This window comes from Kitasatospora sp. NPDC059327 (assembly GCF_042752535.1).
GTDB lineage: Bacteria > Actinomycetota > Actinomycetes > Streptomycetales > Streptomycetaceae > Kitasatospora.
On the sequence record NZ_JBHYYB010000053.1, the window covers coordinates 2,058 to 17,343 of the forward strand.

Below are 15,286 nucleotides of genomic sequence, written 5' to 3' on the forward strand. Positions count from 1 at the left end.
ACTGGGATTGAACCAGTGACCCCTACCGTGTCAAGGTAGTGCTCTCCCGCTGAGCTAATCGCGCCTGGTGAGGCGGTCTTGCAGCAGACCCCGAAGGGCCCGACGTGCGCGATACTGGGATTGAACCAGTGACCCCTACCGTGTCAAGGTAGTGCTCTCCCGCTGAGCTAATCGCGCCTGGTGAGGCGGTCTTGCAGCAGACCCCGAAAGGCCCGACGTGCGCGATACTGGGATTGAACCAGTGACCCCTACCGTGTCAAGGTAGTGCTCTCCCGCTGAGCTAATCGCGCGGGGAGGTCAACCGGACGAACCGGTCGGACCTCTTGGAGGTGGAGACGGGATTTGAACCCGTGTAGACGGCTTTGCAGGCCGTTGCCTCGCCTCTCGGCCACTCCACCAGGCAACACTCGAAGAACGATCTTACACTGTTCTCCATCGAGCGGACGACGAGATTCGAACTCGCGACCCTCACCTTGGCAAGGTGATGCTCTACCAACTGAGCCACGTCCGCCTGTCTCCCGGGGGCTTCACCGCTTTTCCTCGGCTGCGCTCCCTGGCGACGTGTTGAACTCTAGCGGATTCCTGGGCCAGCTAAAAATCCGTTCCCGCAGCGTGCCGCGGGGGTGCCTCCAGGGCGCCGTGCCGCGGGGCCGCCGCCCCCCACCTGCGGCGCACCCGAACGGTCAGCCGCGGGTCACCCGGCGCACACCCGCGTGACGCCCACAGCTGCTCGCGCCCCCGTCGGCGGCCCGACCTTCGTTCGCGCCCCCGACCTACACTTCAGGCACCGCAGCCCAGCCACCCCGCGCAGGAGAACCGTGTCCGGCCACCCCGTCCCCCACAGCCCGCTCGCCCGCTTCGGCGGCCGCATCGCCACCGGGCTGCGCGACGTCACCTCGGACCCGGCCGCCCTGGACTCCGCCGGCTTCTGGGCCGTCGCCCACGACTTCGAGGGCCGCCTCACCTGCGCCCGCTTCGACGAGGTCCGCTCCGCCCCCGTGCCCCCGTCCGGCGCCGGCTGGCTCGGCCCGGCCGCCGACAGCTGGCACAGCTCCCTGGACCGCGCCGCCTACGAGGCCGGCGTCCGCCGCGTCCGCGACCACATCGCGGCCGGCGAGGTCTACCAGGCCAACCTCTGCCGCGTCCTGTCCGCCCCGCTGCCGGACCTGACCCGTACCGACATCGACGCCCTCACCGGTCTGCTCGCGCACGGCAACCCCGCCCCCTACGCGGGCACGATCCGGATTCCCGCGCACGGCGTCGAGATCGCCACCGCCTCGCCCGAGCTCTACCTGCGCCGCGACGGCCGCACCGTCTCCTCCGGCCCGATCAAGGGCACCGGCCGCACCGAGGCCGACCTGCTGGAGAAGGACCACGCGGAGAACGTGATGATCGTCGACCTGGTCCGCAACGACCTGGGCCGGGTCTGCGACACCGGCACCGTCACCGTTCCCGACCTCTGCGTGGTCGAGAAGCACCCCGGACTGGTCCACCTGGTCTCCACCGTCCAGGGCACCCTGCGCGCGGACGCCGGTTGGCCCGAGCTCCTCGACGCGACCTTCCCGCCCGGCTCGGTCACCGGCGCCCCCAAGTCCAGTGCGCTGCGGATCATCGAGGCCCTGGAGACCGCCCCGCGCGGCCCCTACTGCGGCGCCGTCGGCTGGGTCGACGCCGACCGGGGCGAGGCCGAACTCGCCGTCGGCATCCGCACGTTCTGGATCGACCGGAGGGCCCCCGAGGCGCCCGTGCTGCGCTTCGGCACCGGCGCGGGCATCACCTGGGGCTCCGACCCCGCGCGCGAGTGGGCGGAAACCGAACTCAAGGCCGCCCGCCTGGTCGCGATAGCGTCGGGCACCGAAACCGACTGAAGCGGCACGACGGCCCCCGGGCCGCCATCGACCGCGCCCACCGCACCGCCCAACCGCCTTGAGGAGCAGCCCTCGATGCAGCACCCCACCAAGAGCTGGGTCAACGGCTCACTCGTCGACTCCGCCGACGCCGCGCTGTCCGTCCTCGACCACGGGCTCACCACCGGCGACGGCGTCTTCGAGACCATGAAGGCCGTCGACGGCCGTGCCTTCGCCGTCACCCGCCACCTCGACCGGCTCACCCGCTCCGCCCGCGGTCTCGGCCTGCCCGATCCCGACCACGACCTGGTCCGTACGGCCTGCGCCGAGGTGCTGGCCGCCAACCCGATGCCGCTCGGCCGCCTGCGCCTCACCTACACCGGCGGTCCGGCCCCGCTCGGCTCCGAGCGCGGCGACGGCGCCCCGACCCTGGTCGTCTCCCTCGGCGCCGCCGCCCGCCGCCCGGACACCACCGCCGTCGCCACCGTCCCGTGGCGCCGCAACGAGCACAGCGCCGTCGCCGGCCTCAAGACCACCTCGTACGCCGAGAACGTCGTCGCGCTCGCCGCCGCCCACCGCGCGCACGCCTCCGAGGCGCTGCTCGCCAACACCGCCGGACAGCTCTGCGAGGGCACCGGCTCCAACGTCTTCGTGGTCCTCGGCGGCCGGCTGCTCACCCCCACCCTCGCCTCCGGCTGCCTGGCCGGCATCACCCGCCGGCTCGTCGTCGACTGGTGCGGCGCGGAGGAGACGGACCTGCCGTCGGACGTGCTCCGGGAGGCCGAGGAGATCTTCCTGACCTCCACCCTGCGCGACGTCCAGGCCGTCACCCGGGTCGACGACCGCGAGCTCGCCGGGCCCGGGCCCGTCACCGCCAAGGCGATGGCCGTCTTCGCCGAGCGCAGCGGGGACGACCTCGACCCCTGAGCCCGGCCGCGCCGGCCCCGGACTCCTCGCCGGCCCCGGGCGGATAGAACACCCGGACGGCGGGGAAGGGACCACGACATGACCACCACGCTGCGCCCCGAGGGGCCGGAGTCAACCGTCGCCGGCGGTCGCACCAGACGCTGGCAGATCTGCGCCAACGGCCGCCCGGTCGGCGCCCTGCGCACCACAGCCGTTCCTCGTGGCCCCCAACTCTGGGGCGAGATATCGGAGTTGGAGGTCACCGAGGGGCTCGGTCGGGGGCGCGGCACCTTCGGCGCACTGGCGGCCGAGGAGGTGCTCCGCGGCTGGGGCTGCACCCGGGTCGACGCCGACATCCCCGAGGGCGCCCAGGTCGGCCGCGCCCTCGCCGTCACCCTGGGCTACACCGAGCGGATGCGGAACATGGCCAAGCGCCTCGACGGCCCGCCCGCGTTGCCGGCCGGCGTCACCGCGCGCCGGATCGACAGCGCGGACTTCCCGGGGTGGCTGGCCGCCGCCAAGGAGGGCTATCTGTCCGACCTGGTCTCCTCCGGCCTCGGCGCGGAGCAGGCCCGGGCCAAGTCGGACGCCGACCACCTGTCCCTGCTGCCGCTGGGCGCGGACAGCCCCGGGGTGGCCCTGCGCCGCCTGTACGGGGACGTGCCGGACCCGCTGGGCTCGCTCTGGCTGGCCCTGCGGGTCCGGGATCTGCCCGACGGCGCCCCGCTCGCCTGGGTGATGGTCGTCGAGGTGGCCGAGGCGCACCGGGGTGCCGGTCACGGCCGCTCGTTGATGCTGCTCGCCGAACGCGAGTGCCTGGCCGCCGGAGTGCGCGACCTCGGGCTCAACGTGTTCACCGGGAACGCGGTCGCGATCCGGCTCTACGAGTCGCTGGGCTACCGGATCACCAACCGGGTCTACGGCAAGCCACTGACCTGACCATGCGTCAGGAGGCCTTCGCCGCCTCGACGGCGGCGACGATCCGGGCCCGCAGGCCGTCCTGGCTCTGCCCGCCGTCCAGTCGCTGTCCGCCGACCACGTACGTCGGGGTGCCCCGCACCCCGATCGCCTTCCCCTCGGCCTGGTCGGCGTCCACGATCAGCGTGTGCCGGCCGTCGACCAGAGCGGTGTCGACCTCCTCGGCGTCCACTCCCACCGCGCGGGCGACCTCCAGCAGCACGTCCTCGCCGCGCGCCGAGAGGTCGTCGACCCGCTCCAGCAGCGCCTCGACGTACGGCCAGCCCAGGCCCTGGGCGAACGCCTCCTCGGCGGCCTGCGCCGCGGCGTACGCGTGCTTGTGCTTCTCCAGCGGGAAGTGGCGCAACTCGACGACGAGCGCGTCACCGTACTGCTCGCGCAGCGCTCGTACGTCGTCCAGGGCGGTACGGCAGTCCGGGCACTGGAGCTCGCACCAGAACTCAAGACGGGGGAGGGAACCTTCGATCATGCTCCCAGTGTTCCACTAGTGGGTCCCGCGCCGTTCCGGTGGTGGACCCGGGCGCCGGCCGGCAGCGACGGGAGGTCCGATCCGATGACCAGGACGACTGGACGTGACGGAGCGCGGCCGTGTTGACGGCGGCGGTCTCCTTCGTGCTCACCGCCGGCGGCGTGGCGGTCGCGGGTCTGCGCGCCTACCGCCGGCGCTACCTCTCCGCGATCCGCTGGTTCGCCGTGGCGCTGCTGCCGGCGGGGCTCTATCTGACCGGCCTGTTCCCCGTGGCGCGCACGATCGGCAGTGAGTTCGCCGACTGGGCGACGAAGCTGGTGTTCGACCCCCGGGTCTGGACGGGCATCGTGCTGCTGGCGGTGTCGGCCGCGCTGCTGGTCGCCACCCGCTGGGCGGGCCGCCGCCGAGCGGTGGACGCCACCGGCGACGGCCGGGCCGTCACCGGGCCCGCCGCCGGGCGGGCCGCCGTCACCGGGGCGCCGGTCGCGCCGGGGGCCGCGGACCGCAAGAGTGCCCCGAAGGCGGGTGGCCAGGACGACGGCCTGGGCGACTTCTCCGACATCGAGGAGATCCTGCGCCGCCGCGGCATCTGACCGTGCCGTTCCCGGCCCCGGTGGTGAGGGCGTCGGCGGGGAGGACTCAGGCGGAGGTCACGGCCTCCGCCGAGCGCTGGCGTGCCCGGTAGGCGGCGACGTGCAGCCGGTTGCCGCAGGTCCGGCTGTCGCAGTACCGCCGTGAGCGGTTGCGCGAGAGGTCCACGAAGACCCGGGCGCAGTCCGGTGCCTCGCAGCGGCGCAGCCGCTCGCGCTCGCCCGCCGTGAGGATGAACGCCAGCGCCATGCCCAGCTCGGCCGCGAGGTGGTCGCGCAGCGCGGCGTGCGGGGCGAAGTAGTGGATGTGCCAGCCGTGGTGGTCGTGGTTGGTCAGTCGCGGCGTGGTGCCGGCGGCGGCGACCAGCGCGTTGACCAGCTCGGCGGCCTCCGCCGTGGACTCGGTGCCGAACACCTCCCGCAGCCGGGTGCGCAGCTCGTGCACCGTGCGCAGGTCGTCCTCGGTCAGCGAGTCGATCTCGCTGATCTCCTGGCGGATCACGAAGGCGTCCAGCGCCGCCACGTCGGGCAGCAGCTCGTTGCCGCACACCTCGGGCGCGGTGTTGAGCAGCTCGACGAGGATGCTCAGCGCGCACTCGGTGTCATGGGTGATCAGCACGTGGGGGCTCCTCACGCGGAGGGGGCCGTCGGCACCCCGCGTCTACGGTCAGTCTCAGACCTTACCGGGCCCCGCAGCGGCGGGCCGCCGCTTCGTTCGAAGGGGTGTGCGGATCACATCAGGGCGTGCGGGCCGGCCGGGGCGCGGTCGCGCCGGAGACGGTGCGCCGCGCGGTCGGAGCGACCACGCGTCCGCTGCCGGCGCGGAGGTGTGCGGGGAAACCAGTGGCGCCCGGCAGCGAGGCCGGCCACCCGTACGGATGGCCGGCTCCGGTGCCGGGCGCCTGCGGTGCTGAGGCCCGCCCCGGTGGGGGAGAACCGTTTCACCGGCCCCGAGACCGCGTCGTGCGCGGCTGAGTCGTGCGGCCGTGCCCCCGAGTAGGACGGCTGCGGTGGCGGCAGGGGGTTACGGCCCCGCTGTCGGCGGGGCGTGACCGCCTCCGGGTGGGGTCAGCTTTCGGCGAGGATGTGGGACAGCTCCCGGTCGAGGTCGAAGTGACGATGTTCGGTGCCGGGCGGCACGGCGGCGTCCGTCCGCTTGAGAAACGACTCAAGCGCTCGGGCCGGGGCCTCCAGCAGGGCTTCTCCTTCCGGAGAGCTCAGCGCGATGCAGACCACCCCTTGCCCGTGGCTGCGCGACGGCCAGACCCGGACGTCGCCGGTCCCGGTGGGTCGGTGCAGCCCCTCCGCGAGGAGATCTCGGGCGAACACCCACTCCACGGTCTCGTCGGCGCCGGTGTGGAACGTGGCGTGCACGGCATAGGGGTCGGCGGTGTCGTAGCGCAGGCCCGCGGGGACGGGCAGTGAGGACTCGCTGGACACGATGAGGCGCAGGTGCAGCTCGCAGCTGACCGTGGTGTTCATAAGCGCCATGGCCTTTCGCTCAGTGTGCGCTCGGGGAATCGCACGTCGGCGAACGGACCATCCCACCTCCACGACCGATGTAAACCCCTCTGTCCCGATTCGGGGCCGAGTCGTACCCCTTACGGCGCATTGCGGAATCGGCACGGAGTGCCCGGCGGGGCATTACCGGGCCACTTCTCGGTTAGTTTCCTGGCATGACTGTGCGAAGCGACAAGGCGCGCGGGAACGCGGGCGGGAACACGAGAACGGGTGATGCGGTCGTGCCGGACGACTCGGGGGTACGGGCGCCGGACGGGGGCGAGGGCACGACGGGCGCGGACGGCGGCCGGCCGCTGGGCTCGCGCGCGCCGCACTTCATCCGGCGGTCCAGGCCGCTGCACCTGAGCTGGCAGGTGGCCGTGTTCCTGGTCGGCCTGGCGGTGGTGGTGGCCGGCGTGATCATGCTGCCGCTGCCCGGTCCCGGCTGGGTGGTCATCTTCCTGGGCATGGGCATCTGGGCGACCGAGTTCGTCTGGGCCCAGCTGGCCCTTCGCTGGACCCGCCGCAAGGTGGCCGAGGCGGCCCAGAAGGCGATGGACCCGCGGGTCCGCCGCCGCAACATCACCCTCACCGCGATCGGCCTGGCGGTGATCGCCGGGATCGGCGGCTGGTACCTCTGGAAGTACGGGATCACCATGCCCTGGAAGATCGACCGGAGCTGACCCGGCCGGCGGCGGCCGGGGCGGCCCGTTCGGGTGACGGGCCGGGGCGGGGAGCCCGGGGCGGGGGTGTTCGGAGCACCCCGGGAGATGCGGTAATGTTTTCCCTGCACCCGGGCGATTAGCTCAGCGGGAGAGCACTTCGTTCACACCGAAGGGGTCACTGGTTCGATCCCAGTATCGCCCACCGGAATGCATTGTGATATGTGAGGCCCAGTCGATTATCGGCTGGGCCTCACGTGTATTTCGGTAATCCCCGGTGAACTGCTGCCGGGGAATCCGACTGAGGCCCAGTCACCTCCCGTGCGGAGCGCGAGTTCTGCGGACGCGTCGGCCGTCCGGCCGGGTGCGAGTTGTACGACGCCCCCCGAACGGTGCTACTGTTCATCTCGTTGCCCGGGCGATTAGCTCAGCGGGAGAGCACTTCGTTCACACCGAAGGGGTCACTGGTTCGATCCCAGTATCGCCCACCGGACAGCAGACAGGCCCTGATCGGGACACCGGTCGGGGCCTGTCGCATTGCTGCGTTCGTAGGCCGACCGACCGGGCGACCGCCACCCGGGCCCGGTGGCTAGGCCGCGATCTCGCAGCTGTGCTCCGCCGACAACCGCCGCCCGCAGCCGCAGCGGGCCGGGCGCAGCGGCCAGGAGAGGTCCACCCGCTCCGGCGTCCCCGAGCGGTCGAACCAGTTCTGCAGCCCCCGGGCCTGGGCCGCGTGCCAGACCGCCTGCCGCAGGTGCAGCTCGGCCGCCGACAGCCCGCCCAGTGCGGCGGGGTAGCGGGTGCCGATCGTGCGGACCAGCCCCAGCGCCGCCGTCGCGTCGGCCGCGGCGTCGTGGGCCCCGGTCAGCTCCACCCCGTAGTGCGCGCACAGGTCGGTCAGGGTGCGCCGGCCCTTGCGGTAGCGGTCCACGTGCTTGTCCAGCACCCGGGGGTCGAGCACCAGCAGCCCGGTCGGGCCCAGCGCGTCCGCCAGCGTGGTGGCCCGGTGGCGGCGCAACTCCCGGTCCAGCAGCGTCAGGTCGTACGGCGCGTTCATGACCACCACCGGGCGCCCGGCGCGCGCCTGCTCGGCGAGGGCGCGGGCGATCTCCGCCACCACCGTCGGGGCCGGGCGGCCGTGCGCGCGGACCCGCTCGTCGCCGATGCCGTGGATCGCCCGGGCGCCGTCGGGTATCGGCACACCGGGGTCGGCCAGCCAGGAGGTGCTCTGCGGGGGTGCGCCCGGGCTGAGTTGGACGACCAGGGCGGCCGAGACGATCCGGTCGGTCTCGACGTTCACGCCGGTGGTCTCGGTGTCGAAGGAGGCGAGCGGGCCGGTGTACCAGTGCTGCTGCATGACTGCCCCTCAGGTACTGCGTTCCGTTCCCTTGATACCGCCCCTGACGTCCGTTCAACCGTTTGGCGGTGTCCGGGCCGGGCACCCTGCGGTCAGGTGCCCGGTTCGAATCCGGACGGGCCCGGGGCCGGGGGAGGCTACGGGGCGATGACGCTGACAGAGCCGCAGCCCGAGGAGGCGGCGGCCGTCCTGCGGGGCGATCTGGCCGTGACGGCCTGCATGGAGACCTTGCAGGTCGGCTATCTGCACGCGGTGGTGGCGGCGGCGGGCTGCTCGTTGTCCCAGCCCTTCCCCGACAACGGCATCGACTGGCAGGTCAGCCACGGCTCGCGCGACCACGCGGTGGACGACGAGGTCACCATCAAGGTCCAGCTCAAGGCCACCCAGCAGATCGCGCCCGATCCGCGCGGCCCCTTCTTCAGCTTCACCCTGGACAACGACCACCTGCGCAAACTGGCGCGGGCGCGGGTCGCGGTGCCCAGGATCCTCGTCGTGATGCTGCTGCCGCGCCGGGTCGACCGCTGGCTGTCGGCCGGGCCGGACGCGCTGGAGCTGCGGCATTGCTGCTACTGGGTCAACCTGGCCGGCCACCCGGTCACCGGGCAGCGGCGGACCAACGTCCGGGTGCCCACCGCGAAGGTCTTCGACGACCGAGCACTGTGCGACATCATGGCGCGGGTCGGTGCGGGCGGCAGTCCGTGACGGCCCGGCCCCGGCGGGGAGGAGCAGGACCATGACGCTGCCACGCGGGCCGCAGGAGGCCGCCCGGGCACTGCCCGACCCGGCGGCCGTCGACCCGGCCGTGCTCGCCACCCTGCTCGCCCGGCACGGCTGGGTCCGGCGCGGCGGCCCCTCGGCCCGGTACGGCCGGTGGACACCCCCCGGCGACTCCGACCCCGGCACCAGCCTGCTGGTGCCGGCCGCCGAGGGCTTCGACGACGCCGTCGAGCTGCTCGCCGACGCCGTCACCGCGCTCTCGCGCTCGCGCAGCCCGTCCGCCCGCTCGATCCTGCTCGCGCTGACGGTGCCGGGGGACGAGCTGCGGTGGCGGCGCGAGCTGCCGGGCCCGGCGCACGCCGCGCCCTGGGACGACGCCGAGCGGCTCCAGCGGGCGGCGCGGGCGATGCTCGCCGCCGGGGCCAAGGCGGGGCGGACCAGGGCCGCCTACTTCGGCGCCCGACTGGACGGCTGGGCCGGGGACTTCCTGGAGCAGGTGCTGGTGGTCGGCGGCGGCCCGGCGGCGGACAGCGGCGCCGGGCTCACCGCGTACACCCCGGCGCCCGAGGGGCGGGCCGCGGTCACCACCCTGGTCCGCGCGCTGGAGGCGCTGCGGGACGCCGTGGACTACCGCCGGGTCAGTGGGGGCCCGGCGGCCTTCGAGAACGCGGTGCAGGCCGGGGTCAGCCGGGAGCTGGTGCAGTCCGTCGAGGAACTGGTGCGCGGCGCGACGGCGGCGCAGCTGACCGTCGCCTGGTCGGCCGCCGCCGGCCCGCCCGGTGGCTTCGGCGACCGGCGGATCGCCCTGGAGTTCTCGCCCGGCGACCTGCCCGCGCTGGAGGAGGCCGCCGTGCTGCTGGAGCGGATCGAACCGGCGGTCGCGGTCAGCGTGGTCGGCCTGGTCGTCCGGCTCAAGCGCGCGGACCCGGCCGGGCCGGGCACCGTCCGGCTGAAGGTGCTCGCCGGCGCGGAGGTCGGCGAGGTGCGGGTGCGGCTCGCCGACCAGGCCTACCGGGTGGCCGTCGAAGCCCATCTGGCGGGGGCCCCGGTGCGGCTCAGCGGCCGCTTGGAGCGGCGCGGCGGTTTCCGGCGGCTCACCCACCCGGGCGCCCTGGAACCGTGCGGCCTGGACGAGGGCGAGCGGGAGCGGCTGCTGAAGACCCTGGGAGAAGGGGGAGCGGGGGCATAGGTGCGCGGCGGGTCCGGTGCTCTCGGTACCATCGTCACGCGCAGCGCAGTGTTGCGTCCTATGAATCCAGCACGTCAGGAGAGACCGGTGACGGACGTCCGGGTAATCATCAACCGCGAACCCGATCGGGAAGAGCGCGTGGTGACCACGGGCACTACGGCCGCCGAGCTCTTCGCCGACGACCGCTCGATCATCGCCGCCCGCGTCGGCGGCCAGCTCAAGGACCTCGCGTACGCCGTGCGGGACGGCGACGAGGTCGAGCCGGTCGAGATCGGCAGCAAGGACGGCCTGGACATCCTGCGCCACTCCACCGCGCACGTCATGGCCCAGGCCGTGCAGCAGCTCTTCCCGGAGGCCAAGCTCGGCATCGGCCCGCCGGTCAAGGACGGCTTCTACTACGACTTCGACGTCGAGAAGCCGTTCCACCCCGATGACCTCAAGGCCATCGAGAAGAAGATGCAGGAGATCATCAAGCGGGGCCAGAAGTTCTCCCGCCGGGTGGTCACCGACGAGGCCGCCGCCGAGGAACTGGCCGCCGAGCCGTACAAGCTGGAGCTGATCGGCCTCAAGGGCTCCGCCGCCACCGCCGGCGAGGGCGCCGACGTCGAGGTCGGCGCGGGCGAGCTGACCATCTACGACAACGTGGACGCCAAGACCGGCGAGCAGTGCTGGGGCGACCTCTGCCGCGGCCCGCACCTGCCGTCCACCCGGATGATCCCGGCGTTCAAGCTGATGCGCAACGCGGCCGCCTACTGGCGCGGCAGCGAGAAGAACCCGATGCTGCAGCGCATCTACGGCACCGCCTGGCCGACCAAGGACGAGCTGAAGGCGCACCTCGACTTCCTGGTCGAGGCCGAGAAGCGCGACCACCGCAAGCTCGGCAACGAGCTCGACCTCTTCTCCATCCCGGAGGAGATCGGCTCCGGCCTCGCCGTCTTCCACCCCAAGGGCGGCATCATCCGCCGCGCGATGGAGGACTACTCGCGCAAGCGGCACGAGGACGAGGGCTACGAGTTCGTCTACACCCCGCACGCCACCAAGGGGAAGCTCTTCGAGAAGAGCGGCCACCTGGACTGGTACGCCGACGGTATGTACCCGCCCATGCAGCTCGACGAGGGCGTGGACTACTACCTGAAGCCCATGAACTGCCCGATGCACAACCTGATCTTCGACGCGCGCGGCCGCTCGTACCGTGAACTGCCGCTGCGCCTCTTCGAGTTCGGGACGGTGTACCGGTACGAGAAGTCCGGTGTGGTGCACGGTCTGACCCGTGCCCGGGGCTTCACCCAGGACGACGCGCACATCTACTGCACCCGTGAGCAGATGGCGGACGAGCTCGACTCGACGCTGACCTTCGTGCTCAACCTGCTGCGCGACTACGGTCTGACCGACTTCTACCTGGAGCTGTCCACCAAGGACCCGGTCAAGTACGTCGGTTCGGACGAGGCCTGGGAGGAGGCCACCGCGGTGCTGGCGAGCGTGGCCGAGAAGCAGGGCCTGCCGCTGGTCCCGGACCCGGGTGGCGCGGCCTTCTACGGCCCGAAGATCTCGGTCCAGGCGCGGGACGCCATCGGCCGGACCTGGCAGATGTCCACCATCCAGCTGGACTTCAACCTGCCCGAGCGCTTCGACCTGGAGTACACGGCGGCGGACGGCTCGCGGCAGCGGCCGGTCATGATCCACCGGGCGCTGTTCGGCTCGATCGAGCGGTTCTTCGCGGTGCTGCTGGAGCACTACGCGGGCGCCATGCCGCCGTGGCTGGCCCCGGTCACCGTGACCGGCATCCCGATCACCGACGAGCACGTGCCGTACCTGCTGGAGGTCGCGGCCGAGCTCAAGAAGCGCGGGATCCGGGTCGAGGTGGACACCTCGGACGACCGCATGCAGAAGAAGATCAGGAACGCGCAGAAGACCAAGACCCCGTTCATGCTGATCGCCGGCAACGACGACGTCGAGGCGGGCGCGGTGTCCTTCCGCTACCGCAACGGCGAGCAGAAGAACGGTGTGCCGCTGGCCGAGGCGATCGCCGAGATCGTCGATGCCGTGGAGCGCCGCGTCCAGGTGTGACGCCGGGAACGGTACCGGTCGCGGGGCGGTCTCCTCAGGGAGTCTGCCCCGCACCGCTTTGCAAGCCACGCCGTACGAATATGCTGATCAGCATGACGACTGAGCCGGAACTGCAGCGGGGCGTCGGCGAGCCGGACGGCTTCCGCCGCCTGTGGACCCCCCATCGGATGGCCTACATCCAGGGCGAGAACAAGCCCACCGGCCCGGCTCCGGACGACGGTTGTCCGTTCTGCTCGATCCCGTCGCTGAGCGACGAGGACGGGCTGGTCGTCGCTCGTGGCGGTGCCGTGTTCGCGGTGCTGAACCTGTACCCGTACAACGGCGGGCACCTGATGGTGGTGCCGTACCGGCACGTCGCGGACTACACCGAACTGGACGAGGTGGAGACGGCCGAGCTGGCGGTGTTCACCAAGAAGGCGATGACCGCGCTGCGGGCGGCCTCCGGGGCGCACGGGTTCAACATCGGGATGAACCAGGGTGCGGCGGCCGGTGCCGGGATCGCGGCGCACCTGCACCAGCACGTGGTGCCGCGCTGGGGCGGGGACACCAACTTCATGCCGGTGGTCGGCCACACCAAGGTGCTGCCGCAGCTGCTGGCGGACACCCGCAAGATGCTGGCCGAGGCCTGGCAGCGGAGCTGAGCCCGGCGAACACGCGTGGGGCCCCGCCGGATTCCTCCGGCGGGGCCCCACGCGTCGTGGCGGTCAGCCCGCGTCGTACTGGTCGACCTTGTAGGGCCGGGTGCCCTGGGCCTCGGACTTGATGATCGAGGCGCGGGTCTTGAAGAAGCGCTCGGCGTCGAGGTCGTGCTCCTCCAGGAACTCCAGGACGGCCGCGTGCACGGCGGTGAGCACGGGGGTGGCCGCGTTGAGCGCGTTGTCGGTCATCGACCGGGTGTTCCAGGGCGGTGCGGCCCAGACGTGCCGCAGCCCGAACGGCTCGGGCAGGCCGAGGCCGCCGCCGAGCCAGGAGAGCAGACCGGGGCTGCGGTAGAGGGGGGCGCGGACGGCCTGCCGGACCACCTCGTCGTTGTCGATCAGGGGGAGCTTGACCGTCCGTTCCTCCCAGAACTTCAGGCTCTTCGGGACGGACTTCTCCTTGTCCTTGGGCTTGTCGGAGAAGACGCCGTTGACCGGGCCGAGCGCGTAGCCGGCCACGCTGACGTTCAGGGTGTGCGCGAGCAGGACGACGGTGACGGTGAAGGTGAGGACCAGCTTGCCGTCGTGCGTCACGAACTGGGTGGCCAGGTAGTGCCGGGGGCCGCCCGGGAACGTCTGCTTGTCGGCGATGGTCTGGACGGCGAACTCGCGCATCCGGTCGCCGTCCATGTCAGCGTTGTCGGGCCGGCCGATCTCGTCGGCGCCCTCGCCGACCTCGTAGACCACCCACTGCTTGACCGCGACGTTGGGGATGCCGCTGTTGGCGACCTCGCTGATGCCGAGACCCTTGAGATGACCGGCGATCTTGCGGACGAGGTCCCAGGGGTGGAAGGCGCGGAAGTCGGCGTGGCCCTCCGCCGGGCGCAGGGCGTCGACCATCTTCCACTCGCCCCAGCGCCGGCCGGCGCCGAGGATGCCCTTGGGGCCGGCGTAGTGCTGGATGTTGGTCTCCTGCTCGCCCTCCAGGCGGCCGAGCTTGGCGCGCAGGTCGGCGGCCTTCTTGTCCAGGTCGTCACGGGGGACGGCCCGGGGGACGGTGGCGGCGACGGCGTTGCCCTCGACGAGGTCCAGCCAGCGCGCGCGCAGGTCGACGGCGGACGCGACCACGATGCGCCTGGCGAGGTACCAGCCGACCACCGGCGCGAGCATCACGATGCGCAGGTAGACGCCCAGCAGGCCGCCGGCGGGCGGCTTGAGGGCGAGGAGCACGGCCACGGCGGCGGCCGCGGCGAGCACCAGCCCGCCGAAGAAGGCGGCGTTCTTGGGGTTGTCCCGCTTCAGCCAGGCACGCAGCTGGAAGGCGCCGAGCCAGAGCAGGGTGCCGGGCAGGAACAGCACGCCGGTGACGACGGTGACGGTGGTGAGCCTGCGGTCGCGGGCGACCCGGAGGTCCTCGGCGGCCAGGCAGTGCTCGACGATCTGGCGGGTGTCGATGCCGAAGGACGGGACGAGCGGCTTTCGGTCGCCGCCGAGGGTGCGGCCCACGACGGCGCGGCTGAAGGCCTCACCGAGATTGGGACGGAAGAGGGCGAAGCGCCCCTTCTTCTCCGTGGCGTGGGTGACCGTCTCGACGAACTTGCCGACCTCGCCGTCGCGGTAGGCGGCCGAGGAGAGCGCCTGGGTGACGGCGGTCTGCGGGCCGGTGTCGGTCCGGGGTATCTGCGCACCCGGGGTCATGTCGAGTGTCGTCACGGTGGCGTCCCCTCCTCCCCTTGTCAGCCGCAGGTTACCGTGCCGCGGTACCGGCGCGCGGATGATCGTCTGAAGTGCCGTCACGTTCGGGCCACGACGGGCTCGTGGGGCATGATGCCCAGCTTTCGGTGCTGCGACGCCCCCGTGCGGGAGCGACCCGGCGCAGTGGGGCACGATGGGCGCATGAACGCTACGGAGGGAGTCGTCATGAAGGATCCGGTCCTGGTTTTCGACGGGGACTGCGCGTTCTGCACGACGTGTGCCGGTTGGGCGGAGCGGTACCCGCGGCAGACGCTGGCGTCGGGCGGCTGGGAGGCGGTGCCGTTCCAGTTCGCGGACCTGGCGGAGCTGGACGCGCACGCCGGCGGGCGCGGCGAGGTGTCCTGGGAGCGCGCCGAGCGCGAGGTGCTCTGGGTGACGCCGGCGGGCCGGGTGTACGGCGGCGCGCAGGCGGTGGCCCGGCTGCTGATGCGCTCGGGCGGGGCCTGGGCGTACCTGGGCGGGCTGCTGGCGCTGGCCCCGGTCCGGCCGGTCGCGGGTGTGCTGTACCGCTGGGTGGCGAAGAACCGGCACCGGATGCCGGGGGGTACACCGGCCTGCGCGCTCCCGCGGCGCTAGGCCGGGGCCGGGTCGGCGGCGCCGGGACGGGGCCG

The 15,286-nt window shown here is 72.6% G+C and carries 15 protein-coding genes and 6 tRNA genes; 12 read left to right on the top strand and 9 right to left on the bottom strand.

Annotated elements, in window-relative coordinates:
* Positions 1–105: 105 nt before the first annotated feature.
* The 4 genes from ACFXHB_RS27620 to ACFXHB_RS27635 all read right to left on the bottom strand — a co-directional run bounded on the left by ACFXHB_RS27620 (position 106) and on the right by ACFXHB_RS27635 (position 511).
* A tRNA-Val gene (locus tag ACFXHB_RS27620) sits at positions 106–177 on the bottom strand.
* A gap of 41 nt (positions 178–218) precedes the next feature.
* Positions 219–290, bottom strand: a tRNA-Val gene (locus tag ACFXHB_RS27625).
* A gap of 34 nt (positions 291–324) precedes the next feature.
* Positions 325–398, bottom strand: a tRNA-Cys gene (locus tag ACFXHB_RS27630).
* Positions 399–438: 40 nt separating this feature from the next.
* Positions 439–511, bottom strand: a tRNA-Gly gene (locus ACFXHB_RS27635).
* A gap of 307 nt (positions 512–818) precedes the next feature.
* Between ACFXHB_RS27635 and ACFXHB_RS27640 the strand changes: the two genes are divergently transcribed.
* From ACFXHB_RS27640 to ACFXHB_RS27650, 3 genes are all read left to right on the top strand, one after another.
* On the top strand, positions 819–1,868 hold the full coding sequence (locus ACFXHB_RS27640; RefSeq protein WP_380577357.1) for a chorismate-binding protein: 1,050 nt from the start codon (positions 819–821) through the stop codon (positions 1,866–1,868).
* Positions 1,869–1,943: 75 nt separating this feature from the next.
* Positions 1,944–2,774: an aminotransferase class IV gene (locus ACFXHB_RS27645; RefSeq protein WP_380577358.1), complete on the top strand. Its 831-nt coding sequence runs from the start codon at positions 1,944–1,946 to the stop codon at positions 2,772–2,774.
* 78 nt (positions 2,775–2,852) lie between these two features.
* A complete protein-coding gene (locus ACFXHB_RS27650) occupies positions 2,853–3,692 on the top strand; it encodes a GNAT family N-acetyltransferase (RefSeq protein WP_380577359.1) in 840 nt (279 codons plus the stop codon).
* A gap of 7 nt (positions 3,693–3,699) precedes the next feature.
* On the opposite strand, the gene ACFXHB_RS27655 is transcribed toward ACFXHB_RS27650, so the two are convergent.
* Complete coding sequence (locus tag ACFXHB_RS27655; RefSeq protein WP_380577360.1) at positions 3,700–4,200, bottom strand: DsbA family protein; 501 nt, start codon at positions 4,198–4,200, stop codon at positions 3,700–3,702.
* Positions 4,201–4,319: 119 nt separating this feature from the next.
* Here ACFXHB_RS27655 and ACFXHB_RS27660 point away from each other — a divergent pair, with 119 nt between their 5' ends.
* A complete protein-coding gene (locus ACFXHB_RS27660) occupies positions 4,320–4,793 on the top strand; it encodes a hypothetical protein (RefSeq protein ID WP_380577361.1) in 474 nt (157 codons plus the stop codon).
* 46 nt (positions 4,794–4,839) lie between these two features.
* On the opposite strand, the gene ACFXHB_RS27665 is transcribed toward ACFXHB_RS27660, so the two are convergent.
* Both ACFXHB_RS27665 and ACFXHB_RS27670 read right to left on the bottom strand, forming a co-directional pair.
* Positions 4,840–5,409: a CGNR zinc finger domain-containing protein gene (locus tag ACFXHB_RS27665; RefSeq protein WP_380577362.1), complete on the bottom strand. Its 570-nt coding sequence runs from the start codon at positions 5,407–5,409 to the stop codon at positions 4,840–4,842.
* Positions 5,410–5,858: 449 nt separating this feature from the next.
* Entirely contained in the window at positions 5,859–6,272 is a 414-nt protein-coding gene (locus tag ACFXHB_RS27670) for an SsgA family sporulation/cell division regulator (protein ID WP_030056266.1), read from the bottom strand.
* Between the two features lie 194 nt (positions 6,273–6,466).
* On the opposite strand from ACFXHB_RS27670, the gene ACFXHB_RS27675 reads away from it, so the two are divergent.
* The 3 genes from ACFXHB_RS27675 to ACFXHB_RS27685 all read left to right on the top strand — a co-directional run bounded on the left by ACFXHB_RS27675 (position 6,467) and on the right by ACFXHB_RS27685 (position 7,440).
* Positions 6,467–6,973 carry a TIGR02611 family protein gene (locus tag ACFXHB_RS27675; RefSeq protein ID WP_380577363.1) on the top strand — a complete coding sequence of 169 codons (507 nt, stop codon included), beginning with the start codon at positions 6,467–6,469 and terminating at the stop codon, positions 6,971–6,973.
* Positions 6,974–7,085: 112 nt separating this feature from the next.
* Positions 7,086–7,157 (top strand) — tRNA-Val (locus ACFXHB_RS27680).
* Between the two features lie 211 nt (positions 7,158–7,368).
* A tRNA-Val gene (locus ACFXHB_RS27685) sits at positions 7,369–7,440 on the top strand.
* 101 nt (positions 7,441–7,541) lie between these two features.
* On the opposite strand, the gene ACFXHB_RS27690 is transcribed toward ACFXHB_RS27685, so the two are convergent.
* Positions 7,542–8,309 carry a 3'-5' exonuclease gene (locus tag ACFXHB_RS27690; protein ID WP_380577364.1) on the bottom strand — a complete coding sequence of 256 codons (768 nt, stop codon included), beginning with the start codon at positions 8,307–8,309 and terminating at the stop codon, positions 7,542–7,544.
* A gap of 147 nt (positions 8,310–8,456) precedes the next feature.
* Here ACFXHB_RS27690 and ACFXHB_RS27695 point away from each other — a divergent pair, with 147 nt between their 5' ends.
* The 4 genes from ACFXHB_RS27695 to ACFXHB_RS27710 all read left to right on the top strand — a co-directional run bounded on the left by ACFXHB_RS27695 (position 8,457) and on the right by ACFXHB_RS27710 (position 12,923).
* Positions 8,457–9,011 (top strand): DUF4365 domain-containing protein, encoded by a 555-nt coding sequence (locus tag ACFXHB_RS27695; protein ID WP_380577365.1) that lies wholly within the window; start codon positions 8,457–8,459, stop codon positions 9,009–9,011.
* A 31-nt stretch (positions 9,012–9,042) separates the two neighbouring features.
* Complete coding sequence (locus ACFXHB_RS27700) at positions 9,043–10,215, top strand: hypothetical protein (RefSeq protein ID WP_380577366.1); 1,173 nt, start codon at positions 9,043–9,045, stop codon at positions 10,213–10,215.
* Positions 10,216–10,302: 87 nt separating this feature from the next.
* Positions 10,303–12,282, top strand: coding sequence for a threonine--tRNA ligase (gene thrS / locus ACFXHB_RS27705; RefSeq protein WP_380577367.1), 1,980 nt, complete (start codon positions 10,303–10,305; stop codon positions 12,280–12,282).
* A gap of 80 nt (positions 12,283–12,362) precedes the next feature.
* The gene (locus tag ACFXHB_RS27710; RefSeq protein WP_380577368.1) at positions 12,363–12,923 is read left to right on the top strand and encodes an HIT family protein; all 561 of its coding nucleotides are present in this window, start codon (positions 12,363–12,365) and stop codon (positions 12,921–12,923) included.
* Between the two features lie 63 nt (positions 12,924–12,986).
* Here ACFXHB_RS27710 and ACFXHB_RS27715 read toward each other — a convergent pair whose 3' ends face one another.
* On the bottom strand, positions 12,987–14,633 hold the full coding sequence (locus ACFXHB_RS27715) for a hypothetical protein (protein ID WP_380577369.1): 1,647 nt from the start codon (positions 14,631–14,633) through the stop codon (positions 12,987–12,989).
* Positions 14,634–14,816: 183 nt separating this feature from the next.
* Between ACFXHB_RS27715 and ACFXHB_RS27720 the strand changes: the two genes are divergently transcribed.
* Positions 14,817–15,251 carry a thiol-disulfide oxidoreductase DCC family protein gene (locus ACFXHB_RS27720; protein WP_380577370.1) on the top strand — a complete coding sequence of 145 codons (435 nt, stop codon included), beginning with the start codon at positions 14,817–14,819 and terminating at the stop codon, positions 15,249–15,251.
* The last annotated feature ends 35 nt before the right edge of the window (positions 15,252–15,286 follow it).

What these genes read in the sequence shown, in the direction of transcription:
- ACFXHB_RS27670 (WP_030056266.1), bottom strand. Translation starts at nt 6,272, where the DNA reads ATGAACACCACGGTCAGCTGCGAGCTGCACCTGCGCCTCATCGTGTCC.
- ACFXHB_RS27675 (WP_380577363.1), top strand. Translation starts at nt 6,467, where the DNA reads ATGACTGTGCGAAGCGACAAGGCGCGCGGGAACGCGGGCGGGAACACG.
- ACFXHB_RS27720 (WP_380577370.1), top strand. Translation starts at nt 14,817, where the DNA reads ATGAACGCTACGGAGGGAGTCGTCATGAAGGATCCGGTCCTGGTTTTC.
- ACFXHB_RS27690 (WP_380577364.1), bottom strand. Translation starts at nt 8,309, where the DNA reads ATGCAGCAGCACTGGTACACCGGCCCGCTCGCCTCCTTCGACACCGAG.
- ACFXHB_RS27700 (WP_380577366.1), top strand. Translation starts at nt 9,043, where the DNA reads ATGACGCTGCCACGCGGGCCGCAGGAGGCCGCCCGGGCACTGCCCGAC.
- ACFXHB_RS27655 (WP_380577360.1), bottom strand. Translation starts at nt 4,200, where the DNA reads ATGATCGAAGGTTCCCTCCCCCGTCTTGAGTTCTGGTGCGAGCTCCAG.
- ACFXHB_RS27645 (WP_380577358.1), top strand. Translation starts at nt 1,944, where the DNA reads ATGCAGCACCCCACCAAGAGCTGGGTCAACGGCTCACTCGTCGACTCC.
- ACFXHB_RS27695 (WP_380577365.1), top strand. Translation starts at nt 8,457, where the DNA reads ATGACGCTGACAGAGCCGCAGCCCGAGGAGGCGGCGGCCGTCCTGCGG.
- ACFXHB_RS27650 (WP_380577359.1), top strand. Translation starts at nt 2,853, where the DNA reads ATGACCACCACGCTGCGCCCCGAGGGGCCGGAGTCAACCGTCGCCGGC.
- ACFXHB_RS27710 (WP_380577368.1), top strand. Translation starts at nt 12,363, where the DNA reads ATGCTGATCAGCATGACGACTGAGCCGGAACTGCAGCGGGGCGTCGGC.